The sequence below is a fragment of the Rhodopseudomonas palustris genome (assembly GCF_003591005.1).
Classification (GTDB): domain Bacteria; phylum Pseudomonadota; class Alphaproteobacteria; order Rhizobiales; family Xanthobacteraceae; genus Rhodopseudomonas; species Rhodopseudomonas palustris_K.
This window is the reverse complement of sequence record NZ_QYYD01000022.1, coordinates 43,211-67,044: the sequence shown is the minus strand read 5'-3', so window position 1 is coordinate 67,044 and position 23,834 is coordinate 43,211. Positions and strand designations below refer to the sequence as shown.

Genomic DNA, 23,834 nt, shown 5'->3' with positions numbered 1-23,834 from the left:
GCGGAGCCTGTCATCGGGCGGCGCTTCGCGCCGACCCGTTGGCTCGCAATGACGGGGAGAGTCTCTGCTGGGATCGCCAGCGCCACCATCGTCGCGGCGGTTCGCGAGCAATCAGTTCGGCAGGCTCTCCGAGCCTTTGGCGTGCGACTTGATGATCAGCATGATGTTGCGGATGTAGATCACCGTGGCCATGGCCTGGCCGAGGATGATCACCGGCTCGCGCTTGGCGATGCCGTAGACCAGCGTCATCAGTCCGCCGCCCATCGAGAAGAACCAGAATGCCATCGGCACCACGCTCTTGCCGGCGCGCTCGCTGGAGATCCACTGCACCAGGAAGCGCGCGGTGAACAGCAGCTGCGCCACCAGGCCGAAGGCGAGCCAGAAATCGAACTTGGCGACGAACACGTCGTACAGATAGTCGCCGAGCGCCTGGCCATAAGTAATCAGCATTAGTTCACCTCGGTCGCGGCCGGCACGGCCTTCTTGCGGCGGATCAGCCACCATACTCCGGCCAAGTCCATCAGACCGACCCAGAGCCGATCGAAGAAGCCGTAGTTCGAGACCCCCGACAGCCGCGGCCGATCGGCGACGTCGACATAGGCGACGTCGTAGCCCTCGCGGCGCACCAGCGCCGGCAGAAAGCGATGCAAGCCATCGAAATACGGCAATGCCAAGAACACCTCGCGGCGAAACGCTTTCAGCCCACAGCCGGAATCGCGGGTGCCGTCCTTGAGAATGCCGCCGCGCACCTTATTGGCGACCCGGGACTGCAGCTTCTTGAACCCGGTGTCCTTGCGGCCGACGCGCTGACCGGCGGCCAGCCCGACCCGGTCGCCGCCTTGCTCGATGGCGCGGATCAGGTCCGGAATGAAAGCGGGATTGTTCTGGCCGTCGCCGTCCAGCGTCGCCACGATGGCGCCGCGCGCAGCGCGCACGCCGGTACGCACCGCCGACGACTGGCCACAGGATTTGGCGTGACGAATCTGGCGCAGATTGGCGCGCGCGCGGCGTAGTTCCGCCAGCCGCTGTGGCGTCGCATCGGTTGAGCCGTCGTCGACATAGACGATCTCATAGGCCCACCGTCCGTCGAGCGCCGCGGCAATCTCGGCGATCAGCGGCGCGACATTGTCGGCCTCGTTGCGCACGGGCACCACAATGGACACCGCCGGCGGGGCACCGGATACTGGCAGGATCTCAGACATAATCGGAACAATCCGGGGGCCGGCGGGAACTGGCGGCCGGCGCTGGGCGCGACCGCTTCTTATGGGGCGCGGTGCACCTGGGCAACCCCTTTGAGGCGATCCCACGATGGGCCGGGCAACGGTTCAATGGAGCCGTCGCGGTGGATGGTGAAGCCCAGCCGGCGCGCGGCGAACCAATACCGCACAAACATGGCGCCAACTGTGCCGACCATCGCGCCGGCGACGACGTCGCTGGCATGATGCGCCAGCAGCACCAGCCGCGTCAGCGCAATGATGATCGCATAAGCCAGCATCACCAGCCGCAGCCGCGGGAACAACGCGCCGATCGCAAACGCCAGCGCGAACGCGGTGATGGCATGACCCGACGGCAGGCTGGCATAGGCCTCGCTCCAGGCGAAGGTCGAAAAATTGAACGGATTGGCCGCCCCGCCGACGAACGGCCGGCCGCGGCCGATCACGCCCTTCAGCAGCTCACCGGCGGTCACCGACACCAACACCGACAGAAACACGAACTGAATTCGCGTGCCGATGCCGATCAGCACCACCCGCGACACGCCATTCAGCAGCGGCATCACCAGCGCCACGATCACCATCAGCGCGAGCAGCGTCGACAGCACGTAAGCCGATTTGCCGAAATCGGTGAGGATCCGGAACGGCCATAGGCTCGCGGTGCCGCGGGTCGGCATCAAACCGATTCCGTATTTGTCGATCACCACCATCAGGATCACGACCGCGGCAGCCAGCACCGCCGCGATCAGCAGCGAATGCCGTGCCCAGCGTCGTCCTGCTTCGGCGCGGTGCGAATGGCTCGGCTCGCGCACCAGTCGTGCCAACGACTGACCGATCAGCGTGACGAGCTCCGACGGATAGCTGCGCGGCGCGGCGCGTTTGTCGGTGGCCATGCTACTGCGTTCCTTCCGAGCGGAAGATCGCGATCGAGACCGGCTTGCCCTGCGAGAAATTGTAGCCGTCGATCCGCAGCGCCACGTTGTAGCGCAGCCCGATCGCCTCGGCGCGCGACGCGAAGGCGCGTTCGCTGCGCGCCTCCACCAGCGCGAAGCGGCAGCTGCCGCCGAGCAGGAAGTCTGCGGCGCCGGAGCCGTCGGTCAGCAGCGTATCGGTTCCGACCATGAACACCAGGCTGGGCTCGTGATAGCCGACCGCGGCCGCCTTCGGACCGACGCACACCACCTTGCGCAGCGCACCCGCGATCTCGACGCTGGGAAACACCGGCCGCAGCTTCGGCACCACGACGCCGAGCGTCGCCGTCATCAGAAACAGCGAGGCCAGCGCCGCGTTGAGCAGCGATGCCTCGGCGCGGTTCTCGTCGAACAGCCGCCAGGCGAACAACCCGAAGATCAGCGACGCTGCGATGAACGGCCAGGCCAGGAACACCGGCTGCCGGGTCAGGATGATCGCCCCGACGATCGCCAGCGACAGCACCAGCGCCGGAATTGCGAACCACCACGCCGCACCCTTGGCGAGCCAGGACCGCGACAGCACGCTGCGCTCGATGGCGCCGGCGGTCATGATGGCGATCGCCGGATACAGCGGCAGCACGTAATGCGGCAGCTTGGTGATGACGATCTCGAACACGATCCAGGACGGGATCAGCCAGGCCAGCAGGAACTGTGCGCCAGGCTCGCGGCGGGCCCGCCACACCGCCGGCGCCGCCATCGCGGCGAGCGGCGCGCCCGGCCAGAACGTCACCCAGAACAGCAGGAAGTACATGCCGGGCGGCGCGCCGTGCGACTCCTTCGGGCTGGCGATCTTGCTCAGCATGTCGCCGCCCACCGAGTCGGCGAAGAAGGTGTCGCCCGCGCGCAAAAAGATCGCGATGAACCACGGCAGCACCAGCAGCAGCATCCACGGCACGCCGACCATCGGCCGGAGCCGCCACAGCCATGCCGCCGAGCGGTCGATGATGGCCAATGGGATGACCGTCAGCGCGATGAACATCAGGATCAGCGGGCCTTTGAGCAGAATGCCCGCCGCCAGCGCGGTCCAGAACACGGCCGGGGTGACCCAGGAGGTGGCGCGATCGTCGCCGCGCTGCCAGGCGAGATAAACATGCGCCATCGCGCCCATCGCGGCGGTGACGGTGAACAGCAGGAAGGCGTCGGTCTTGGCCAGCCGCGCCTCGACGCCGAGCAGGACGCAACTACACAGCAGCAGCCCGGCCACGACCGCCCCGCGCCTGCCGACGAACGCCAGCGCGGCCCAATAGGTCATCAGCACCGCGCCGATCGCGCCGAGCATCGATGGCACGCGGTACAGCCAGATCCGCACCTCGGCACGCGGCAGGCCGAGCTTCGACGCGGTGTCGACCACCGCCGCCTGCAGCCAATAGATGCCGACCGGCTTCTTGTAGCGGACCTCGTCCTGGAACCGGATATCGATGAAGTCGCCGCTTTCGACCATCTGCTTGGTGGCCTGGGCGAAACGGGCTTCGTCGCGATCGATCGGCGGAATGTTGAAGAATCCCGGCAGGAAGAACACCAGCCCGACCAACGCCAGAAACAGCACCGCGCGCAGATGGCTGACCGACACGTAGTCCAGCACTGCCACCAGCCCGCGACCGGGGTCCATGGTGGGTTTGGGCTCGCGGGGGGCGCCGAAGCGGGGTGCAGCAGAGGTCTGGATCATCGGCTTCGCATACGCTGAAACCAACAGCCGGACAACCACTTGGCCTCGCTGCTACTGGATTCTCACAACCACTGTGTCTGCAGCGCCGACCGCGTCCATCACGGTGACGCGGACGAACCCCGGACCGGGCGGCGCGACCAGCCGCTGGCGCCGTCCGTCGATCTCGCCGGCCGCGATGCCGTTCACCATCACGGTCATCGGCAGCACCCCGCCGGCGACCTTGACGGGCATCGCCCCGGTCGAGGCCTGGCTGATCGCATCGATCCGTGAGCCGTTCAGTGGGAACTGAATGCGCAGCGCCTGCTCGCTCCCCGTGCGCACCAATTCGCCCGCTGCGCGGAAGCGACGCAGCGGCAGTGGCAGCTGGGCATTGCCGGCGATCAGCGCGCCGCGCGGCGGCTTCGGTAGCGGCGCGCGCAACTGGCCGGTGCGAGCAAAGGCATCGAACAGCACCGGCGCGGCCGCGACGCGGCCGATCAGGCCGGGCACCGGCGCGCCGTCGGGCCGGCCGACCCAGACGCCGATCGTCATCTTGCCGTCGAACCCGACCGACCATGCGTCGCGGTAGCCGTAGCTGGTGCCGGTCTTGAACGCGATCTGGTTGCGCGCGGCGTTCTCCGGCGGCGGCGTGCCGAGCAGGACGTTGCCGACCTGCCAGGCCGCGACCTTATCCATCAGCCGCAGAGTCTCGCGTTCGGCCTTGGAGTCGCTGGCGATTTCCCGCAGCGGCACGACCTCGCCGAGGCGCGCGACGCCGCTGTAGAGCTGCACCAGGTCGGTCAGCCGGATGCCGACGCCGCCGAGACCCATCGCCAGGCCGGGCGCCTCATCTTTCGGCAGGACCAGGGCGGCACCGGCCTGCTTCAGCCGAGACGCCAGCCGGCTCGACCCGACGCGGTCGAGCAGCTCGATTGCTGGCACGTTCAGCGACAGCTGCAGCGCCTTGCGCACCGGCACCGTGCCCTGGAACGTCATATCGAAATTTTCCGGCGCATAGGCGCCGAACCGCACCGGCCGGTCGTCGATCAGGCTTTCCGGATGAACGAAGCCATCCTCGAAGGCGAGGCCGTAGATGAACGGCTTCAGCGTCGAACCGGGCGAGCGCACCGCGCGGGTCATGTCGACCTGTCCGGCGCGGCGGTCGTCGAAATAATCCGCCGAGCCGACATGGGCGAGCAAGTCGCCGCTGTCGTTCTCGACCGCGAGGATGCCGATCGAGATGTCCGGCCCGAGCGCCAGTGCCCGATCCCGCGCCAGCGACTCCAGCGCACGCTGGATGCCGGAATCGAGCGTCAGCCGGATCACCGGCGAGTCTCTCACAAGCGAGGTCGCCTGATCGGCGGAATGCGGCGCCAGGATCGGCATCGGCTTACGCTGGCGCTGCACCGGCACCGCCCTCGCCTGCGCCGCATCCTCGGCGCTGACCACGCCGTCCTCGACCATCCGCGCCAGAACGCGGTCGCGCGCCGCCTGCGCGGCGTCCGGATAGCGATCGAGCCGGCGCGTTTCCGGCGATTGCGGCAGCGCCACCAGCAACGCGGATTCCGACAGCGACAGTCGTTTCGGCTCCTTGCCGAAGTAAGCGATCGAGGCCGCCCGGATGCCTTCGAGATTGCCGCCGTACGGTGCCAGAGCCAGATACAGATCAAGGATCTGCTGCTTGCTGAGCCGACGTTCGAGTTCGATGGCGCGCACCATCTGATGCAGCTTCGCCATCATCGAGCGTTGACGTCGCGGCTCCAGCAGTCGCGCGAGCTGCATAGTGATGGTCGACCCCCCCGACACGATGTGGCCGCGGGTGACGAGCTGCAGCGCGGCGCGGCCGACCGCCAGCGGGTCGACGCCGTGATGCGACCAGAACCGCTTGTCCTCATAGGCCAGCAGTTGCTGCAGGTAGCGCGGATCGACACCGCTCGTCGCATCGACCGGCAACCGCCACCGCCCATCCGCCATCGCATAGGCGCGTAGCAGCTTGCCGTGGCGATCGACGACAGTCACGGATGTTTTGCGCGCCTCGTCGAGCGGGAGCGGACCAAGGGAGACGGCGTAGGCGACGAGGCTGCCGACGGCGACGACAACAAGGGCAGCAGACACAATTGCCGCCATCTTGATGATCGACCGCCCTCTCCGCCCGTCATTGCGAGGAGCGAAGCGACGAAGCAATCCACGCCGCACGCGTGGCGCTGGATTGCTTCGCTGCTCTCGCAATGACGGCGCGGTGGGCGTCACGACCTCTCGCGACGCTGACGGTGTGCTGGTCGGCTCCTCGCTCATTTCGCCTTCGTCACTTCGACGGTGCCGGTGCCGGTGCGGCCGTAGCGCGACGGGTTGTACATGTCCTCGACGCAAGCCTGCGGCAGCACGTATTTGCCGGGCGACACGGCGCGGACCACATAAGCGACGGTGAACACCGCCTTGTCTTCGGCCTTGCGATCGATCGCCGCGGTGAAGCGGTCGTCCCGGAATTCGGTGTTGACCGGCTCCTGGCCGTTTTCGATCCAGTCCAGCGTGCCGGCATCGCCGGACGACACCAGATGCGGGTTGTCGATCTCGAGGCCGGCGGGCAGATAGTCCGCCACCATCACGTGGGCGTATTCCGGCTTGGCCTCGGTGATCGTCAGCACCACGGCGAAGCGGTCGTTCTGCTTGGCCTTGGTGATGTCGGCCGGCTCGCCGGCGAGCGTGAAGTAACTGCGCTCGATCTTGAAGCCGTTGCTGGCGGCCGGCTCCGGCGTCAGCGGCGAGCCGCTGACCGTCACCACCGCCTGCACCGGCGCGTCGCCGGCATTGGCGATCTTCAGCGGCTCGACGCGGACCTCGTCGGCCTTGTAGCTGCGATACAGCGCGGTCTTGATCGCGCTGCCGTTGAGGTCGAGGCTGATCGGCTCCTTGGCGAGTGCCCGCGCTGCCAAGACCAGCCACGCATTCTCCTGCGTCGAGGTGTACGACGTCAGGCCCCGCGCCGCTTCGACGCGCAGCACGGCCGTGGTCAGCGTCCCCTTCGGTGCGCCACCTTCGCTGGCGAGCGACACCAGCGCAGCGGCATCGCGCAGCGCCGAGCCGTAATCGACCCGGCCGAACTGGATCACCGGCTTCGGCGCGAGATCGCCGGCCGCCGCCGCATAGACCCGCTCTGCGCGGGTGCGGTCGCCGACCAGCGCCAGCGCCGCCGCGAGCTGCGACTTGGCGATCGGCGTCGCCAGCTTGTCGAGCTTTGTGTCGGCCAGATAGCGCAGGTCGCCGATCGGCGCGACGCCGTTGCGGGCCAGCACATACAGACCGTAAGCAAGGTTGCGGCCGCCGTCCTTCTCCGGCTCCTCGGCGTTCACCACCGCGTTGCGGATGCGGTCGAGCGCGCTGCGGAACGCGACGTCCGGCACCACGAAGTTCTTCTCGCGCGCCCGCGTCAGAAAGTCGGTGACATAGGCGTCGAGCCAGGCGTCGTCGCCGCCGGTCGACCACAGCCCGAACGAGCCGTTCGAGCCCTGGCGGGCCAGCAGCCGGTCGATCGCGCCCTTGATGCGCTCGTCGGCCGACGCATCCATCGCCAGATGTGCCCCGGCGGCGAGATCATTGACGTAGAGCAGCGGCAGCGCGCGGCTGGTGATCTGCTCGGAGCAGCCGAACGGATAGCGGTCGAGCGCCTTCAGGATGGTGGCGGCGTCGAGCGCGGTGGACTGGCTGACCGACAGCGATACGCTGCCGGTGCCCGGCACCAGATCGGCAAACATGTCGCCGGTCAGCGTCAGGCTCTCCTGCTTGGCGAGCGTGCGGACCGCCCGTCGCGCCAACGTCTGGTTGGCCGGGCGGACGTCGAGCGCGTAGCTGCGGGTCAATGACAGGCCATTCGGCCCGCTGATCGCGACGGCGAGCGCCGCGGTGCCGGCGCCGCCGCCGTCGATGGCTAACGACGCCGAGCCCCGCTGCTTGGCGGCGAGCTTCATCGTTGTCGAGGCCGCCCCCGACAGCTTCACCGGACCGGTCGCGCTGACCGTGATGGCGTAGTCGCCGGGCGCGCCTTCGACATTGTCGAGGTCGAACGCCAGCGTGCCGCGATCGCCGTTGCGCAGGAAGCGCGGCAGCGTCGCGGTCAGCACCACCGGGTCGCGCACGGTGACGTCGGTCGTGGCGCGGCCGACCTTGGTGGCGGTCCACGCCACCGCCATCACCCGCGCGGTGCCGGCGAAGTCCGGAATGTCGAAGCTGATCTCGGCGGAGCCATCGGGCCCGACAGTGACGATGCCGGAATACAGCGCCATCGGCTTCTGCGTCGGCGGACTGCCCTGCAGCTCTGCGCCGGCGGCGTCGCCGCCCGAGCGGATCTGGCCGCGGGTGCCCTGCATGCCGTCGATCAGTTGTCCGTAAAGGTCGCGGATCTCCGACGTCATGCGGCGCTGGCCGAGATAGTAATCGTCCGGCGCCGGCGGCTTATAGCCGGTCAGATTGAGGATGCCGACATCGACCGCGGCGACGACGATCTTGGCGTCCTCGCCCGGATTGAGACCGCCAAGCTTCACCGGCAGCTTCAGCGTCGTCGAGGGCCGTACCAGCGCCGGCGGCGACAGCGTCACCGCGAGCGTGCGCGCGGTCTTGTCAATCGACACCCACTGCACGCCGATGGCGCGTCCGGGCATCCGCTGCGCCTCGGTGTCGAGCGGGCGGCGCAGCGTCGTCACCACATAGGCGCCGGTGCCCCAGTCCTTGCCGACCGGCAGCTTGACCTGCGAGGAGCCCTGCTTGACCGCCACCGATTGCGTTGTCAGCAGCCGGTCGCCGAGCACGTTGACGGTCAACAGGCCCGCGGTCCGCGCGTTGACGGTCACCGTCATGGTGTCGCCGGAGGCGTAGGCGGGCTTGTCGACCGAGGTCTCCAGCAGATCCGGCGTGTCGGCGGAGCCGTCGGAATACCAGCCGACGTCGAATTGCACCGAGGTGATCGGGCCGTCAGCATCGGCGGTCTTGACGTCGAGCCGGTAGCGGCCGGTCTCGGGCTGGAACGACAGCTGGCCGGGCTTGCTTGGCGCAACCGACACGTCGCCGTCGGCAACGCGCTTGGTCGACTTCACCGGCTCATAATCCCACGACGAATTCTGCCGGTACCACTGGTAATGCGACTCGATCTTCAGCAGCTCGTAGCGCAAGCCGGAGCGCGCCAGCGCGGTGCCGTCCGGCGCCACGAAGGCGACCTCGAACTTGGCGTTGTCGCCTTCGGCGACGTTCTTCTCGGTGAACAGCGGCTTGACGCCGATCATCGGCGCCGACGGCGCCACCGGCAGCACCAGCTTGCGCTCGACGGCGCGGCCGCCGGCCTCCCGCATCCGGATGAAGATCTGCGCCTCCTGCGGCCGCGTCGAGGACGGCGGCTTCGGCAGGCTCACCGAGAACGTCGCGCTGCCATTGGCGTCCGCTTCCGGCAAATTCTCCAGCGGCGTGCGCTCGTTGCTGGTGGTCTCCTCGTCGGCAACGCCGAACTGATAGCCCGGGTAGCCGGCACGCCCGTCGGCCGGCGCGACCAGCAGGTCGCCTTCCAGCGCCAGGCCCAAGGCCGGGGCGCCATACAGGAAGCGGCCGTCGACCTTCAGTTCCACAGGAGCATCAGCTTTGATCTGTTTGTCCTTGGTGGAGATATCGAATTCGATCCGGTCCGGGACGTAGTCCTCGACCATGAATGTGGTGTCGCCGATGCTGGCGCCCTTCGGATCGGTGAAGGCGCGCACCCGCCAGGTGCCGGTCGGCACCGCCGAGTTCAGCGCGACGTCGAGGCTGCGGCCGCCGGCGCCCTGGTCGGACAGGACGGCGCGGCGGTATTCGACGCCGTCCGGCCGTTCGACCACCAGCGTCATCGGCCCGCCGACCAGCGCATTGCCCTGGCCGTCGCGCAGCAGCGCGGTGAGATGCACGGTCTCGCCGGAGCGATACACGCCGCGCTCGGCATAGACGAAGGCGTCGGCCCCGGCCGGCACCGCGCGGCCGGAGACGCCGCGGTCGGACAGGTCGAAGGCGCTGCTCTTCAGGCTGAGGAAGGCATAGTCGGCCTTCTCGCCGGTCACCGTCAGCAGCGCCGGCGACATGCCGCCCTCGCCCCGCGCCAGCCCGGCCTCGAACAGCACGTGACCGGCCTCGTCGGTCTTGCGGCTGGCGAGGATCTCGTTGTTGCGGGCGATCAGCCGCACCTCGGCTTTGCCGACCGGATCGGTCGAAGCCAGCGAATTGACGAAGACGTGGATGCCGTCATTGCCCGAGAACGCGGTGACGCCGAGATCGGAGACGATGAACCACTGCGTCGCGAGCTGGCCGTCATCGTCCGCGTTGGCGACCGGCGCCTTCGGCGCAGCCGTCATCACATAGACGCCGGGCTGTAATTCGCCGAGCACCTGATCGACCGCAAACGCGGTGGTGACGTCGGCATTCAGCGCCGCCGGCGCGGTGTCGAGTTCGCCCGACCACACCTGCGCGCCGCGCTGGCTAGCGAGATCGTCGAGCTGATAGCGGCTGAGCGTACGCTGGAAGTCGCTGTCGACCACGGTATTGATCAAGTTCCGATCGCCGATCCGGAACACCTGCACCGACGCGGTCGGGGTGTTGACGCTGACCAGCGGAATGCCGCGCTGGCCGGTGCGCGGCAGCACATAGGCGCGGCCGGTGAACCGCACCAGCGGCTTGCGGTCGCGCACATAGATGTTGAACTCGGCCGATTTCGGCAGCGTCTCCTTGACGGTCGACGGCAGGCCGGCACGCAGATTGATGTTGTAGCGCTCGCCATGCTTGAGCCCCTCGACGCAGAGCTGCTTGTCTTCCGAGGTCAGCGCCGGCTTGTCGGTGCCGGCCAGCGCCAGATACGGCGCGAAATCGGTGCGCTTGGCGAGGTCCTCGGAGAACTGGAAGCACGCCCGCGGCGACGCCGAGTCGGAGTCCACGGTATAATCGAGCAGCCGGAAGCCGTGATCGTCGCGCAGCTTCTCGTAGCGCCCGCGGACATCCGCGACCTCGCGCAAATCGAGCGACATTCGCAACGTATCGAGCGCCGGCCGCCACAGCCGCCGGTCGGCCATCGACCGGCCGAGTACGGCGAGCGCGTCGGCCTCCTCGCCGGCATTGCCGGCGCGCTGGTAGGCGATGTAGGCGGCGGTCGAGGCGCGCTCGAGCAGGAAGGTCTGTTCGGAACTGGTTGGCGCCTTGATCTGGAATACGGTCTTGGCCAGCCGCAGCCAGTTGCTGCCGTCGGCGGGATCGACCGCCGCGATCTGTCCCATGATCTGCAGCCCCGTGCGGTAATCCCCGCGCCGCAGCGCGGCATCGGCATCGGCCTTGAGGCTCGCCGCCGGCTTGGCAACGGCCCCCGCCTCGCCCTTGATCTGCGCCTCCAGCTTGATCGCCGAATCCGCCAGATCGTCCCGCTTGAAAGCCTTGTCGGCGGCCAGTGCGGAGGCGCTGCCGAGCGCCAGCGCCGTGCACAGCGCAATGGTGCGAACCCAACCGATCATGTCGAACTCCCCTGCCGCGAACGAGTGCCGCGTTCCGAGAATGGAGAAAATGCCCGTAAAATGACGCGCTGATGGCACGGCCCGCGACGCGCCCGGCCTGCCGGTCTGCGTCCGAGGCCATGACGGCCCGATGTCGATCGCCACTCCATCAGATTCGCATCTTCGCGTGCAGCGGCGCGGAATACAACGCGCTGCCCCGGTTGGACGCAGCATCGCGGCAAATGGTTCGGATATGGTGTGCGGAGTGTTGTCTCAGGAGCGGATTTTTTGTATCCGCGGTGCTAGAAGCATCCCCGACGGTCCCATAGCTCAACTGGATAGAGTAGCGGATTTCTACTCCGCGGGTTGCAGGTTCGAATCCTGCTGGGATCGCCACCTGCTCATCTGGCCTTCGCCTTTTCAATAGCTTGCGTCTGGTTTTGGCTCACCGGGTCAGCGGGTGAGCCAACAGCTGTTCTGGAAATGAGCTTCGCACCGGCGCTTTCAGCAAGCTTGATGCGGTTCGCTTCCTCGATGTAGCGCTGCGCTTCACCGATCGTTTTCCAGCCGAACCACGCCATCAGTTCCGGCGCAGTTGCACCGTGTAGTGCGTGGTACACGGCTGCAGCTTTGCGCAGTCCGTGCGCCGAACACTGCGGCAGCCCTGCTTGATCGCAGCGCGACCGAAACCAGTTACCAAAGCCGGCCGGGGTGAAGGGCTCGCCTTTCGCATTTGTGAGAAAGGCGAGTTGATCTGACTTCGGCTGCAAGTCGAGCTCTGAGACCAATTCAGGCAGCAGCGGGATGTCGAACTGCACGCCCGTCTTCTGCCGACGCATCGAAAGCTTGCCGCTCTTGGTGTGCTGACGTCCCATCCTGACGACGTCGACGCGGGCGTGGCCTGTTTGCAGCAGTAATTCCATTGCGAGCCGCGCCTTGGTGCCGGATGCGTGGTGCGCCCTGTACTGCGCAACCTCGTCGACCGTCCAGGTATGGAAGCCGCTGGACTTCTTGGTCTTCGCAAGCTTGACGCCAGCGAGAGGATCACGCTGTAGGAATTGGTTCGCGATGCAGTGGTCGACGAAGCCCCGCAGAGCTTTTTTCCAGTTGCGGGCAGCCAGCGGGCTGAAGCCATCCATGATCCGCTGTAAGGCGGCCGTCGGCATGGCTTTAAGCTGCAGCGGACCGCACTTCTCGCGGAATCGCTCGAGGATTGCGCGGCGGCTCTGCCGTGTGCTCGCGGCGAGACTACCGAATGCGCCGCTCTGATAATAGCTGACGATTGCGGCGTTTACTGTTCCCGGAAGTGTTCGGCTTGCACCGATCGGCGGCCGCCTAACCTCGCCAGCCATTGCCGACTCGTACGCGGTCATGAACTCGGGAGACCACGGAAGGCCCGACAGCGCGACCTTCGGTAGGCCCGGCCGTCGCAGGTAGTACCGCGCCTTGCCGTGACGATCCGTGTATTCGTGAACGTGCTTGGGGTTCTTCCGTTTCACCGCACGGAATCCCATTCGTTCGGCCCTGCGGGCTCAACGTCGGCTGGCTGGCCGGCGATCACGACCAACTTGCCTTCTCGGTCGATCTCGAAACGCTGCACAGTAATCCCGGCCGCTGCTGCTGCCTTCAACGCCTTGGTGACGTCGGCCTGCCGGAATGTCTGCGCTCCTCGGGACATCAGGCGGCGCGCTCCTCGACGGCCTGCTCGACGAAGCACTCAGCCGGTTCGAATACGGCCGCACCATTCGGCTGAAGCGTCAGGCGAAACGGCACCCGCTCCCGCTTGCAGGCGCGGATTATCCGCTGCACGTCAGCTTGGTTTACGTTCGAAGGGCGTCGGGGCATCGCATTCACCTGTCATTGAGACCGGGGGGACCGCATGGTTGCTGGCCCTCCCCCTATTCAGCAAGTGATTTGTTCTCTGGGGGATGTTATAGCACCGTCATATCACGGACTCAAGAATGAAGTCGCACGGTGCTACTATGGCAAAGAAAGCCGCAAAAACCACGAAAGCCGGCAGGGGATCGGATCAATTCGTACTTCGCATGCCGCCCGGGATGCGGGACATGTTAGCGAAGCTGGCGGATCAGAACGGGCGCTCCATGAACTCGCAGATCGTCATGGCGCTGGCGATCCACATTGCTCAATGGCCAGTGAAGCCGGAAGACGTTGAGACCTTTCCGCAGCTGGAGGCTACGCTTGCTCGGATGCAGGAAGATCTCGCAAAGCTGGTCGAGGCGGCGGGTCGGATTCGCGAGAAACAACGCAAGCCCCTGTCAAGGCCCCAATAGCGTTATCCCCGTTGTCCCTCCTATCCACAGGGTCTGTGGATGCGGTGGATAAGGCTTTTCCACAGCTGCCTGAGGCTGGTCTGTCAGCAGGTTCCAAGCGTAGGGTGTGACTGCCGGAAAACGGGGGCCGGAGGTTGCGCTCCAGCCCCCAAACGCCGGATGGCTCCCCAAACGGCGGTCTCGGTTCATTGCGGTCCCGAGACCGCCAACTTGCCACCGATGGGCCGGTGTATCAACACAGGCTAGGCGTTCGTCTCAGGTTTCATAGCCCCACCTCCCTGCGATCGAGCCGCGGCGACACGGCCGCCAGCTGCAACGCCGACAAGCCGGTGAGCCGCCGGCGCCAGGATAGCCGGTCGACGCTCACAGCGCGCCCCGGGCCCTGAAGACGGGGCGACGGTGCCTTGCCGTTATAGCGGGCCCACGCAGCCGCCAGCGCGTCCGCTGTGGTGCTCCCCTCCTCGTGGTCGCCGGAGTAGCCCAGCGCGCCGTCGATGGTCCAGCCAAGCGCGTCCTCGGCGTCGACGTCCGGCTCGCAACCGTCATGCTCGTCGCCGCCGTGCTGCAGCTCGTCGCCTTCGCGGTCGTCGCAACCGTCGTCTCCTTCCCGGTCGTCGGTGCTACCGCCGGCCCAGTTGGTGTGCTCCGCGATCGAGCCCAGCGTCGGCTCGTCGTCGCCGGCGGGCTCGAGGTCAGGGTCGGCGTCCGCAGCGTCCAGCGACTCGATCAGGACATCGATCAGGGCCTCGCGATCGCGTCGCGACCAGGCGGCGAACAGCTGCTCGGGAGAGACGTCGGTGGGGTGGTATTGACGGGGGTTGTCCCGGTTATCAGGGAATGTGGTCATGTGATGGTGCTCGCGAAAACGGCTTCTCAGGGCCGGGTGCCAGCGTCGGGCTGGCGCCGGGAGTCTGAGAACACGTCCGCGAGAACGTGCGCCACGGCCTTTCCCTTTCGGGTCTTGCATAGCCGTGGCACTCCCGGCATAGTGAGCCGGTCGCAGCCCACGGCAAATGGGCGCGTCAAGATTTCAGCGGACTGGTGAGCCCGGCAAGGCTCATGGCCCGCCTATCGCGGATGAAGCGCAATCCCCGGCAAGGGACCGCTTCGGGAGTTCTCAGGCTCCGCGATCATCCCATCACTGATTTGGTAAAAAATCCACCCCCTTGCGGGGCGCGCCTCGGCGCGCGCGCATAGTGGCGCTCGTGACGAATTCATCTGGCGCCCGCTTAGAGCGGTGACGCGTCAGGATGGGAAGAGCGCTTGCCAGATTGCGGAAAACGTCTGAAGCGCCGCTCCGGCCGCTGTGACCAGTACACCGAATAGGATCCGCCTCCTGCTTACCTCCAACGCGGATAGGCTCGCCGAAAAGCCGTCCTGGAACCGACCAAGCTTACCGCCGATAATCTCGGTCCTCGGAGTTCCGGGAGGGTCGGAACGATCTCCGTCGGAAATTACGACTGCCTCGAATGCATCCGCTTCACCGATCATTGCGTTCGCGTCGTCGATCGATGATCGATTAGTGTGTGAAAGGTCCCAAGCGAGAATTCCGAAGCCGACCAGCTCGATTGCGTTGCCGGCAGCTCCAACCCAGCTCACCCACACCATGTCCACTCCTCCGGCGCTGCCCCAAGCGATGCGCGTCCGCATTTATTTAATGCCCATGTTTCCTGTGGACGGCAGGGCGACGTGCTGATCGTACCTCCAAGCGAAGGGCATGCCTGCCGATCCTGTCACTTTAAGAATCAGGAGCCTTGAATGTCGATCTTTCTAGTTACATGGGACTTGAACAAGCAGAAGCTCAACTATGCCCAAGCTCGCCAAGCCCTAATTGATCACCTGAGCCGATATCCGCACATCTACGACCAAGGGCTCGATTCCGTTTGGTTTCTCGAGACTAGTGCCTCCGCCGATACGCTGAGCGCCGACATTCGGACCAAGCTCGACAATAACGACACACTGATAGTCACCAAGCTCCTGCCCGGTCAGCACCAGGGATGGCTGTCAAAGGAAACCTGGAATTGGATCAACCCCCGCCTTTGAAAAGCGGACGCTCTGCGAACGCATCCCTCGCAATGAGCGTTTTCAGGCACATAGTTCATCCGCGCGCCGGACATGCGCCGATCGGAGGATGATCGAACGATCATGCCGCCCCGAACGAGTCGTCGGGGAAACCGGCGACACGCCGGCGAGACGGCACCGTCACAGCACCGACACGCCGGACGCAAGACTTTGAAAACGCTCGCCGGGCCCGAAGCAAAATTGCGGGTGTGCTTCACGCGGGGGTTCGGCGCACGGTGCACCGGCCTCCCCGGTGCACTGCCGATTGTTTAGAGGCGGCCGAAGAGTTTGACGGTTGGGCGGGCGCCCTTGGAGCGCGGCGGCAGCCTTGCAACGGCCGCTGCGTGATGGAGTGCTAAAGATCGTGGCTCGTGGGGAGCAGAAGGACGAACCGACGGCGGCCAACTGCTAAACCTACTCGCTAACGTCGCGGCTATGACATTCGGCTTGCGCGCCGACGGCAATCGACGCCAAAATGTATCAGCAGGCCAGAGTGCGCCTGCGCGCCGGGCGGAGGCCGCGATGGTAGCGACGAAGCTGGCAACTCTGATCTTCGCCATGGCAACGTATTCGATCGCCGCGATGGCGGCCCCCCTATCCGCAGGATCAACTGGCTGCGGCCAAGCTGCAGACTGTCCGTCGCCGGAATGGCAGAAGGCCGGGGGCTCCGGCGGTGCGCTTGCCGACGTCGAGCAGGGAATTCGCAGGTGCATAGACCAGCACCAATCCGAATTCCGAATGCCGTACGGCCGAAGCTTCACCTCGATCATGGACTCTTGCAGATCCGAGATCGACCACTACGCTCGGATCTGTTCGGCAGACGGCCGCGAACCAACGCTATGCAAGCTTGATTCCGTCAAGTACGCCTCGTCGCTCCTGAAGCAGCACCCCATCGACAAATCGTTCGCCGACTGCCTTGTCCGGTCAGCCGCCTCCGTTCCACCGACGGACACGAGCGCCTTGACGGAAGACCTTTGCCGCGAAGAGATACGCGCCTTCGTTACGGATTGCCTCACGCGGCATGCGGCTCCTGTTTGCCAAGCAGCGGTAGCCGATGTAGCCGAGGCGGCACGACAGCTGGCCGCCAAGTGACCCATTGAGGCTTGCTGCGCGGGTCCGAGAGCTTCAATGGCCGCCCGTGGCCCACGACAGACGTCGCCGGTATCACCTCCGCGGATTCGGCGTCTTCGGGCATCCGCTAGCGCCACAGACGAAGTCGCCGGCTCTTGCCGGCCGATCCTCGCGATGCCTCGGCGACTGCTCGCGAGCGCGCCACGAGCGGCACCGCTTCCGCCGCAGCGGCTCGGCGCGCTGCCCGATCGCAAGCTGGATTGCTCGAGCCCGCGGAGCATTTCCGAACAGAAGCGAAAATGCGAACAACCAGGGAGCGATGCGACCGCATTGCCACCGCATAGCGATCGCACCCAATCCCGCCTTGCAGCAGACCGGCGAAGGCGGCCATGGCGTGGTTAGGACTCGATCAACGAAACTGAATGGCGCCGTGCCTTGTGCCATAGCAAAACGGTGGCAATTGCCAGGCCTCGCCTAAGCGAAATCAGCGCCTTGCCGGCCGCACCACCCCCCGAATTTGCACCCGATCGGGGGCCTACAACGTAGGATTGGAGACTGCAGAGCGGCCGGCGCCAGGCACCGCCGCTCTGAGCACGCTGGCCGAGACGCATTGGCCGGATTCGATTTGGCGCTCGATCTCGGCACGCCGCGCCCGCGACATCGTCGGTGACGACAGACGCACGAGCACCTCCCATGAGGCGGCACGCCAGATCGACGGGCGATCGCCGTACGTTCGCGCCACGTTCAAGAAATTGGACGGCTGACCGCCGATGCGCATATCGATCCGCCGGCCCGCCGCCCTCGCGGCGATCAACTCACGGCCGAAGGCGATCTTGTCGCCGTTGGCACGCTCACGCGCAGCGGCTTTACGCTCTCGCGCGGCCTGCTCTCTTTCGGCCCGAGCCTGCCTGATCTCCATTTGTGTGGATTTCTGCGGCGCCTGATCAGCGAAAGCGTCGCGCAGCACCAGGACGAGCATGCCCGCCAGATAGGACCATCCCGCGGCCGCCGCCGACTTCTTCAGTCGCTTGGCTGCGCCATACAATTCGAGCAGCGCCAGGCCGTCGAAAGCTTCGATCCATCGAAGGCCCGTGCCAGTCCATTCGGGGTGCGCGATCGCGACGGCGCTGACCGCCTTGATTACCGGCTCGATCAGTGCCCGGGCGTTGCCCTCGGATTCGGTGATCGTGCGCAGCACCAGCACGACGTGCTCGGCGCTGTGCTCGGCCAGCAAAGCGCGGAGCGTGTTCTGCGCTATTGTGCAATTTTCCAAACGGCGCTCAGTCGTCGCGATCACTCGGATGTCCAATGCATCCAGGATGGACATCAAATCCGCCAGCGGCGCCTTTTGCGCTCTCGTATGGCCTCGGCATGGCAGAGGCACCGGCTCCCCGGTCGGCCGCGGCATCGCCGCTGATGTGGTCTCAACGCAGACGGCAGCGAGGGGCATCGTCGGACCTCTGATAGTAACTGATGAAGTACAGATGCACTTCACCCAGCAATTAGGCAAGTTGATCGAACATCAGGCCCGGCCCAATACCTCAATCCCGCCGTGCAACAATCCAGTGTTGTTAGTATTTCGAGACCCAGCAAGAAGTGCTCTTCTTGCTTGATCTTAGCTTTCTAGCCTCGCCTTCCGCCACCTCATCCCGACGGCGATGTCGGGCGCCCCCACCAATGGCTAAGGGCCTTCTCCACTAAGTTGCTCGCGGTGCCTCTTGCACTTAGCTGGGAACGGAGTCCACATTACCTCCCGTTGCGGGGGGGACGAAGTCTATGCGTCGAGTTATTCCAGCGGTGCTCTGCGCCGCGCTGGCCGGCTGCGTGAGCGCTGGTGAGACAGTTTCACTGAAGGCTTCAAATCCAAACCAGCAAGCGCTGATGCGCGACGGTCAGCCGGCGCTGGTGTCCCGGCAGAAGAACTCGCTGGTGCTCGTCCGGCCTGCAGCGCGGCAGATCCAGGCAAACGGCCGCCCCGTCTTCGTCGTCGGCATCAACAATCTCAGCCGCGGTCCGATCGACTTCCGAGTTTCGCAGGTCGAGGCGAACCAGCGTGTCGCCGGCGCCGAGCACCCGATGCAGGTCGTCACCTTCGAAATGCTGCAGCAGGAAGAGAAGAACCGCCAGGTGGCTGCGGCGATCCTTGTCGGCGTCGCTGGCGCCGCCAATGCGTACAGCGCGTCGCGCGCCGGCTATGGCAGCTACACCACGCCGAGCGGCCGATCGGGCACTTTCTACAGTCCGACAGCCGCAGTGATCGCGCAGAACAACGCAGCAGTTCAGAACGAAGCGATGATCGCCGGCACCATCGAGCAAGGCCAGCGTAACATGGCGCAGCTTGAGCAAGCGGTGATCAAGGACAACACGCTTCTCCCCGGAGAGTGGTACGGCGGACAGCTCCACCTCGCCCCGCCTGTCACGCCGGACAGCGGAGCAAAGAACTATACGATCGTCATCACCGTGGGCAGCGACAGGCACGTCGTCGAGGTCGCGCAAGGTGCAGTCGGTTCGATCTGAAGCAAACCTACTCGCAGCTACAATGGAGTCTCAGATGCTCAAAGCGGCCGTTATTCTTTCTATCTTCGCTGTCGCCACTGCCACCCAGGCCAATGCCCAATACGGCTACGGCTCCAACTCTCGCAGCCACACCATCTCTCCTTACGTGAATAGCCACGGAACGTACGTTCAGGGCTCGCACGCGACAAACCCGAACAACACGCAGATGGACAATTACACGACGCGCGGCAACGTCAATCCATATACCGGTCAGATGGGCACTCGGACGCCGCGCTACTGAGGCGGCGACCTGTTCTGTGAACCATGGACTCGTTTTCTACATTTGAAACTTGCGGGAAACTGAGCGCGAGCTCGACGGCCACGGCACGGCGCGTTTGCGCAAGATCGTCCCCAACGGGAAGCTCGACTACATCAAGGTGGAATGCTCGTGCCGGCCAGGCACCGCCGGAACACTTCGCTGCAATTATGGCCGTTTCTGCGGCACCCTCAAATCCGATGGCGTCGACGTTGGCGATATCCTCATCCGCGAAGAGCTCGCCGTGCGCTTCACCTGTGGGCCAACCGGATGCCCGAAGACGCCGAACCCGTGGCGATAGCTACAAGCTTAGCTTTCCAACAACTTTGACAGGCCCACCGATGAGTATTTCGGTCGCCCCAGGTGGAATTTGCGTCCAATAATTGACCGCTCCTTCGGACCAAACATCGATCATTGGTCGGCCGCGGGCTGAGTTCGAGATGACGTCTAAATCACCGACGAAGATCGGTGTCTGCTCATCTGCCTCGATCTTGAATATTGGAAAAGTCTTGTGCCGATACCTGTTCCTAAAAGCAATCGCAGCATCGCTGGTTGTGCAGGCAAAGACGCAGTTCAGTCTGCTTGGCAGATCTGGATTGACCGATAAGCGCGCAGTTTCCAGAGCGACTTCCCATATAAGGCCGTTCATTAGGGAATTGTGGTCCGGAGGTTGTCCGCCATTAAGGAAGATCCGGCAGCTTTGGCCGTATCTGCCAGGGGGTATAATTGATCCAATTGGATGGTCGACCAACGGAGATACATGAAAATAGAACATTGTCTGTGTTTTCTCATTCCAATCGGAAAGTAGCTACTCTGACGGACGGCCGTTGAAAGCGCAAGTTCGCGACACCCACCTGGTCCAGCACTACCTGCGCGCTAACGGTTAGGTCGCCATTGGACCGAAGCTCCCGTCTGCCCGCTCCCCGCGCGCTACGATCTCGAGCAAACCGTCAGGCAGCGGCCGTTGCAGCGCCGCCGCTTCGCTCCACGGCGCCCGCATCCAGACGTCGAACTCCTCCGGCGTTGTTAGGATCACCGGCATCGCCTTCGGGTGGATCGGCGCGACGACGTCGTTCGGATCTGTCGTGAGGAAGCCGTAAAGCAGATGCTGGCCTTCGACCGGGTTGGCCTTCGTCCCCCGGGTGCCGGTCCATTCCGTCCAGACCCCGGCGAAGGCGATCAGCGGCCGGCTATCGTCGAGAGCGAACCACGTCGGCGTCTTCTTCGGCTTGGTATCCGCGTACTCGCAGAACGACGTGAACGGCACCAGGCAGCGCGCCTCCGGCTTCAGCCAGCGCCGCCAGTGCGCCGACTTGGTGTTCCGGATTTGGTGATCGGCGCGCCGCCGAACTGCGGCGGCCCGGGCATGCCCCAGCGCATCATCGCCAGTTCGCGCTCGCCGGCGGCGGCCCGCACCACCGGCGCCAGACCGTCGGGGAAGACCGCGGGCAGCGGCGGCAGGTTCCCGGCCGCGTCGCGCGTCACGCCGAACAGCTGACGGATCGCGTCTTGATTCCTGGTGATGCTGTAGAGATTGCACATTGACGCGAGCCCTTGGGCCTCCCGGCTCCCGGAGGCATCCAATCCTAGTGGCATTGCGTCCGGTGACCAAGCGGGTCTTGATGGCCCGCCATGGGGACCAAATCGCGCGAGGTGATCTTCGGAGGCCGGCATCGGCTGTGGAAGTCGCGCGTCGAGAGCACGCGCCAGGAGGCCCGCGCCGCGATCCGGAAGGCGCACCGCGCCCTCGCCGAAGAATGGTCCGTCGGGATGGAGGGGTTCGGCGGCCCGGCCCAGCCCTCCCCGACCATTGCCCAGTGCCTCAGTGGCGGCCTCGGCTGGCTGGAGGTCGAGTGCATGCGTTGCCACACGCGCGTCAGCCTGTCGCTCGACGCCATCCGCCGGCCCCGCGATACCCCGGTTTGGAAGCTCGAGGCCGGGCTGCGATGTCGGTCCTGCGCTACGCTCCGCTACAAGCCGCCGGTGCGCCTTGTCAAGCTGACCGACTCTCAGGAGCTCAACCCATACCCTTGGGACCGGCCGGGCAACGAGAGGTAAAGCCGATGATGCGACGCGCCCGAGTTGCTGTATCGATGGTTTCAACCGGACGAAAGGCATTGAAATTCTGTCCGCGTGGGCTGACAGTCAACTGTCACCCAACGGGTCCTGCGGGATAGTGACAGGTGATGAGAACGCCCATTGCTTCCGCCCCAATAAGCAGAGTGAAGCGCCATGCAAAGACGCCGCGTTCCGCAGACGACATCGTTGACGGAGCGGCTGCACCAGATGCTCTTACGTCTTCGGAGGCAATTCGCGGGGGCGGAGTGTTCTTCGGAACGCGAGCAGCTTTCTGAGCGCATCAGGTCGGCCGAGGAAGCGCTTCGAATAGAAAGATGGATGCAGTCGTCAGAATTACGACCGCCCCAACAGGACAGCCAGCCCCACAAAGGCGAACCCGGTTCCGAACCGGAGCAATCGGTTAAGCCACGGCGATCTTGAGCGCCTCTGCGATGCTCGGGCGGCACGGTTTTGCCGAGCCGCGGAGCGGCGTACGACTGTGCGTTGAAGACGCTCCTGGCCATTAGGATCGAGCTCTGAATTGATCGGCGTCAATGACCTCCCAAAAGGATGCGGCACGCTCGCTTATCAGGGGGAGCCATGCCGTACTTTCAGAAGGACGATTTTTTCTTTCATCCCTGCGCAGGCTGCGGCTCCGCAGCCAGATTATTCCGCAGATCCCCGGTGCCGAGCTCGGGTGAACTGCGCTGTTATGAATGCCCAAAGTGCTTCAGGGTGGACACATACGAAGTCCACCAAGATCAAGATCTTCCCTGGTTCCTGACGCAGACAAAAGCCGGCGGCCTTGAAGGGCCCGACGCCTGAAACGCGAAAAAGGCCCCGCCGACCTGCCCTATTGTTGGAGTGGCCGACGGGGCGAGTTTTCAGGAGGGCCGATCTGGGCGAGATTGCCGGCGGCGGAGGTCGGCGCCGACGGCGTTGGTACGGCGCGGGCATGCGCCGATTTGATCAGCGCCGCCGGTTGACACGGCGTCTCACAATTGCACTCGAACGGCGTCAACTCAGCAATACACGAATTCGTTCTAACTCAGTGACAGTCCTCGTGGCGATCGCAACTAACAAACGTTTCGTCAAACATCCTTGACTACGTGTCACCACTAAAGTTCGTGCGATGGACAAACCGGCGTTTAGCCGCCTACTATCACCAAAGGGCCGCACCCACTTCGATCACCGTTGTCCCGCGAGCCTAGAAGATGCGTCAAGATAATGAGCCAAGGCTCAAATGCGAGTTTTGCACCGGCTCGATGAGTTACGTCGGCCGGCTGCCGAGAACCGATCCGCGGAAGCTCATTGGCGTCTTCCGATGTGATAGCTGCGGCAACATCCAGACGCACTCTGTCGACCGTTCGCAATTATAATAGCTTCGCCGTCGCTCGACTGCAGACCGGGTACGATGCGCGCCGCCCTGATTGCACGAGCAGTTACGCGCTCGCCGCCGCAATGCGCGTTTCAAAATGAGCCCGATGGGCGTCCGGCAGCCCCGGACGAGCACAGTTGCAGCCCAGGGCGGCACATGAACAGCGGGACCAGAGATCGGGGCGTGCGCCCGTAATGCTGCGCCATGAGTGTTAGCTCGCGGGGATTGTACACCGCCTCGCCGCTCGCAAAACCGGATTTTCTGCCCGGGCCGTTGAGCAAGCCTATCGGGCCGCGCTGTTCGAGCAAGTTTGGCAGCATCGTTGCGGCGGCCGCGCGCCGCTTGTCCTTCTCGGCGCCCAGCGGCCATTCGCTCAGACAGCGCGGCAGCGGCGCCAAGCCATCAATTGCTTTCCCGGCTTTCTTCTCAGGACCTCGCACCGCCGCGCCGCTCTGGGACGCCTGATCGCTATTCGCGAGCACGGATTGCAACACGTCAAAATTCCTCAAATTTTTGTCGGCGCAACCTCTTGCCAATACTGCTGCTCAGTTCCTGACAGCGTTTGCGCCGCCGGCGGCGCGCGAAGCTTCAAGGCGGCCCATCAGCAGCACGATGTGCTCGGAGGCCCGGCAGCACACATCTTCCGCAAACGCCGGATCGGTTGCGCAGCAAGACAGCTCCAGACCTCGCTTTGCTGCAGCCAGGACGGAGGCGGCAACGTCTTCCGAGAGCGCGGACAGCAGCGGCTGCAGCACGTGCTGGAGCACCGCGTCCAACGCAATCACACGCGCGAGCAGATCCGCCGTGCCGTGGTCGCCCGTGGTCGCCTCAAATCTCATGCCCACCGGGGGT

At 65.1% G+C, this 23,834-nt stretch carries 21 protein-coding genes, 1 tRNA gene and 1 pseudogene; 9 read left to right on the top strand and 14 right to left on the bottom strand.

The features are described from left to right. Nucleotides 1–111: 111 nt before the first annotated feature. The 5 genes from D4Q52_RS19890 to pbpC are packed head-to-tail and all read right to left on the bottom strand — an operon-like array spanning nucleotide 112 to nucleotide 5,846. Nucleotides 112–450 carry a lipid-A-disaccharide synthase N-terminal domain-containing protein gene (locus D4Q52_RS19890; protein WP_119858308.1) on the bottom strand — a complete coding sequence of 113 codons (339 nt, stop codon included), beginning with the start codon at nucleotides 448–450 and terminating at the stop codon, nucleotides 112–114. Further along, on the bottom strand, nucleotides 450–1,202 hold the full coding sequence (locus D4Q52_RS19885; protein ID WP_119858307.1) for a glycosyltransferase family 2 protein: 753 nt from the start codon (nucleotides 1,200–1,202) through the stop codon (nucleotides 450–452). The genes D4Q52_RS19890 and D4Q52_RS19885 overlap by 1 nt, the downstream gene beginning before the upstream one ends. Before the next feature lie 59 nt (nucleotides 1,203–1,261). After that, the gene (locus D4Q52_RS19880; RefSeq protein WP_119858306.1) at nucleotides 1,262–2,104 is read right to left on the bottom strand and encodes a phosphatase PAP2 family protein; all 843 of its coding nucleotides are present in this window, start codon (nucleotides 2,102–2,104) and stop codon (nucleotides 1,262–1,264) included. Between the two features lies 1 nt (nucleotide 2,105). Continuing rightward, nucleotides 2,106–3,848, bottom strand: coding sequence for an ArnT family glycosyltransferase (locus D4Q52_RS19875; RefSeq protein ID WP_119858345.1), 1,743 nt, complete (start codon nucleotides 3,846–3,848; stop codon nucleotides 2,106–2,108). Nucleotides 3,849–3,899: 51 nt separating this feature from the next. Continuing rightward, nucleotides 3,900–5,846, bottom strand: a complete 1,947-nt coding sequence (gene pbpC / locus D4Q52_RS19870) for a penicillin-binding protein 1C (protein WP_234831263.1) — start codon at nucleotides 5,844–5,846, stop codon at nucleotides 3,900–3,902. Here pbpC and D4Q52_RS26825 point away from each other — a divergent pair. Next, nucleotides 5,826–6,059, top strand: a complete 234-nt coding sequence (locus D4Q52_RS26825) for a hypothetical protein (RefSeq protein ID WP_234831262.1) — start codon at nucleotides 5,826–5,828, stop codon at nucleotides 6,057–6,059. The genes pbpC and D4Q52_RS26825 overlap by 21 nt on opposite strands. A 59-nt stretch (nucleotides 6,060–6,118) precedes the next feature. Here D4Q52_RS26825 and D4Q52_RS19865 read toward each other — a convergent pair whose 3' ends face one another. Then, entirely contained in the window at nucleotides 6,119–11,332 is a 5,214-nt protein-coding gene (locus tag D4Q52_RS19865; RefSeq protein WP_119858304.1) for an alpha-2-macroglobulin family protein, read from the bottom strand. Between the two features lie 298 nt (nucleotides 11,333–11,630). On the opposite strand from D4Q52_RS19865, the gene D4Q52_RS19860 reads away from it, so the two are divergent. Then, nucleotides 11,631–11,707: transfer RNA gene (locus D4Q52_RS19860), tRNA-Arg, on the top strand. Nucleotides 11,708–11,712: 5 nt separating this feature from the next. On the opposite strand, the gene D4Q52_RS19855 is transcribed toward D4Q52_RS19860, so the two are convergent. After that, nucleotides 11,713–12,810, bottom strand: a complete 1,098-nt coding sequence (locus D4Q52_RS19855) for a tyrosine-type recombinase/integrase (protein WP_182915374.1) — start codon at nucleotides 12,808–12,810, stop codon at nucleotides 11,713–11,715. Then, a complete protein-coding gene (locus D4Q52_RS19850) occupies nucleotides 12,807–12,989 on the bottom strand; it encodes a hypothetical protein (RefSeq protein WP_119858302.1) in 183 nt (60 codons plus the stop codon). The genes D4Q52_RS19855 and D4Q52_RS19850 overlap by 4 nt, the downstream gene beginning before the upstream one ends. Nucleotides 12,990–13,272: 283 nt before the next feature. Here D4Q52_RS19850 and D4Q52_RS19845 point away from each other — a divergent pair, with 283 nt between their 5' ends. Further along, the gene (locus D4Q52_RS19845) at nucleotides 13,273–13,602 is read left to right on the top strand and encodes an Arc family DNA-binding protein (RefSeq protein ID WP_349627419.1); all 330 of its coding nucleotides are present in this window, start codon (nucleotides 13,273–13,275) and stop codon (nucleotides 13,600–13,602) included. Between the two features lie 262 nt (nucleotides 13,603–13,864). Here D4Q52_RS19845 and D4Q52_RS26550 read toward each other — a convergent pair whose 3' ends face one another. Continuing rightward, nucleotides 13,865–14,449 carry a hypothetical protein gene (locus tag D4Q52_RS26550; RefSeq protein ID WP_182915373.1) on the bottom strand — a complete coding sequence of 195 codons (585 nt, stop codon included), beginning with the start codon at nucleotides 14,447–14,449 and terminating at the stop codon, nucleotides 13,865–13,867. 398 nt (nucleotides 14,450–14,847) lie between these two features. Continuing rightward, nucleotides 14,848–15,210, bottom strand: coding sequence for a hypothetical protein (locus D4Q52_RS19835; RefSeq protein ID WP_147407833.1), 363 nt, complete (start codon nucleotides 15,208–15,210; stop codon nucleotides 14,848–14,850). Between the two features lie 150 nt (nucleotides 15,211–15,360). Between D4Q52_RS19835 and D4Q52_RS19830 the strand changes: the two genes are divergently transcribed. Together D4Q52_RS19830 and D4Q52_RS19825 are read left to right on the top strand one after the other, a co-directional pair. Next, a complete protein-coding gene (locus tag D4Q52_RS19830) occupies nucleotides 15,361–15,645 on the top strand; it encodes a hypothetical protein (protein ID WP_119858299.1) in 285 nt (94 codons plus the stop codon). A gap of 540 nt (nucleotides 15,646–16,185) precedes the next feature. Then, nucleotides 16,186–16,755, top strand: a complete 570-nt coding sequence (locus D4Q52_RS19825) for a hypothetical protein (RefSeq protein ID WP_119858298.1) — start codon at nucleotides 16,186–16,188, stop codon at nucleotides 16,753–16,755. A gap of 514 nt (nucleotides 16,756–17,269) precedes the next feature. Here D4Q52_RS19825 and D4Q52_RS19820 read toward each other — a convergent pair. Beyond that, on the bottom strand, nucleotides 17,270–18,061 hold the full coding sequence (locus D4Q52_RS19820) for a hypothetical protein (RefSeq protein WP_147407832.1): 792 nt from the start codon (nucleotides 18,059–18,061) through the stop codon (nucleotides 17,270–17,272). Nucleotides 18,062–18,510: 449 nt separating this feature from the next. Between D4Q52_RS19820 and D4Q52_RS19815 the strand changes: the two genes are divergently transcribed. The 3 genes from D4Q52_RS19815 to D4Q52_RS19805 are packed head-to-tail and all read left to right on the top strand — an operon-like array spanning nucleotide 18,511 to nucleotide 19,847. Beyond that, nucleotides 18,511–19,251: a hypothetical protein gene (locus D4Q52_RS19815; RefSeq protein ID WP_147407831.1), complete on the top strand. Its 741-nt coding sequence runs from the start codon at nucleotides 18,511–18,513 to the stop codon at nucleotides 19,249–19,251. A 34-nt stretch (nucleotides 19,252–19,285) separates the two neighbouring features. Next, a complete protein-coding gene (locus D4Q52_RS19810; RefSeq protein WP_234831260.1) occupies nucleotides 19,286–19,531 on the top strand; it encodes a hypothetical protein in 246 nt (81 codons plus the stop codon). 49 nt (nucleotides 19,532–19,580) lie between these two features. Further along, entirely contained in the window at nucleotides 19,581–19,847 is a 267-nt protein-coding gene (locus tag D4Q52_RS19805; RefSeq protein ID WP_182915372.1) for a hypothetical protein, read from the top strand. Between the two features lie 582 nt (nucleotides 19,848–20,429). Here the strand turns inward: D4Q52_RS19805 and D4Q52_RS19795 are convergent. Further along, nucleotides 20,430–21,088 (bottom strand): annotated as a pseudogene (locus D4Q52_RS19795) (SOS response-associated peptidase). Nucleotides 21,089–21,178: 90 nt separating this feature from the next. On the opposite strand from D4Q52_RS19795, the gene D4Q52_RS19790 reads away from it, so the two are divergent. After that, the gene (locus tag D4Q52_RS19790; protein WP_119858293.1) at nucleotides 21,179–21,604 is read left to right on the top strand and encodes a hypothetical protein; all 426 of its coding nucleotides are present in this window, start codon (nucleotides 21,179–21,181) and stop codon (nucleotides 21,602–21,604) included. Nucleotides 21,605–23,074: 1,470 nt separating this feature from the next. Here D4Q52_RS19790 and D4Q52_RS19780 read toward each other — a convergent pair. Together D4Q52_RS19780 and D4Q52_RS19775 are read right to left on the bottom strand one after the other, a co-directional pair. Next, on the bottom strand, nucleotides 23,075–23,476 hold the full coding sequence (locus tag D4Q52_RS19780) for a hypothetical protein (RefSeq protein ID WP_119858291.1): 402 nt from the start codon (nucleotides 23,474–23,476) through the stop codon (nucleotides 23,075–23,077). Nucleotides 23,477–23,527: 51 nt separating this feature from the next. After that, nucleotides 23,528–23,827, bottom strand: coding sequence for a hypothetical protein (locus tag D4Q52_RS19775; protein ID WP_147407829.1), 300 nt, complete (start codon nucleotides 23,825–23,827; stop codon nucleotides 23,528–23,530). Nucleotides 23,828–23,834 lie beyond the last annotated feature (7 nt).

Excerpts from the sequence above, each read along its gene's own strand:
- D4Q52_RS19850 (WP_119858302.1), bottom strand. The coding sequence starts at position 12,989 with ATGTCCCGAGGAGCGCAGACATTCCGGCAGGCCGACGTCACCAAGGCG.
- D4Q52_RS19815 (WP_147407831.1), top strand. The coding sequence starts at position 18,511 with ATGCGTCGAGTTATTCCAGCGGTGCTCTGCGCCGCGCTGGCCGGCTGC.
- D4Q52_RS19845 (WP_349627419.1), top strand. The coding sequence starts at position 13,273 with ATGAAGTCGCACGGTGCTACTATGGCAAAGAAAGCCGCAAAAACCACG.
- D4Q52_RS19790 (WP_119858293.1), top strand. The coding sequence starts at position 21,179 with ATGGGGACCAAATCGCGCGAGGTGATCTTCGGAGGCCGGCATCGGCTG.
- D4Q52_RS19885 (WP_119858307.1), bottom strand. The coding sequence starts at position 1,202 with ATGTCTGAGATCCTGCCAGTATCCGGTGCCCCGCCGGCGGTGTCCATT.
- D4Q52_RS19835 (WP_147407833.1), bottom strand. The coding sequence starts at position 15,210 with ATGGTGTGGGTGAGCTGGGTTGGAGCTGCCGGCAACGCAATCGAGCTG.
- D4Q52_RS19890 (WP_119858308.1), bottom strand. The coding sequence starts at position 450 with ATGCTGATTACTTATGGCCAGGCGCTCGGCGACTATCTGTACGACGTG.
- D4Q52_RS19825 (WP_119858298.1), top strand. The coding sequence starts at position 16,186 with ATGGTAGCGACGAAGCTGGCAACTCTGATCTTCGCCATGGCAACGTAT.
- D4Q52_RS19830 (WP_119858299.1), top strand. The coding sequence starts at position 15,361 with ATGTCGATCTTTCTAGTTACATGGGACTTGAACAAGCAGAAGCTCAAC.
- D4Q52_RS26550 (WP_182915373.1), bottom strand. The coding sequence starts at position 14,449 with ATGACCACATTCCCTGATAACCGGGACAACCCCCGTCAATACCACCCC.
- D4Q52_RS19865 (WP_119858304.1), bottom strand. The coding sequence starts at position 11,332 with ATGATCGGTTGGGTTCGCACCATTGCGCTGTGCACGGCGCTGGCGCTC.
- D4Q52_RS19820 (WP_147407832.1), bottom strand. The coding sequence starts at position 18,061 with ATGTCCATCCTGGATGCATTGGACATCCGAGTGATCGCGACGACTGAG.
- D4Q52_RS19880 (WP_119858306.1), bottom strand. The coding sequence starts at position 2,104 with ATGGCCACCGACAAACGCGCCGCGCCGCGCAGCTATCCGTCGGAGCTC.
- D4Q52_RS19810 (WP_234831260.1), top strand. The coding sequence starts at position 19,286 with ATGCTCAAAGCGGCCGTTATTCTTTCTATCTTCGCTGTCGCCACTGCC.
- D4Q52_RS19875 (WP_119858345.1), bottom strand. The coding sequence starts at position 3,848 with ATGATCCAGACCTCTGCTGCACCCCGCTTCGGCGCCCCCCGCGAGCCC.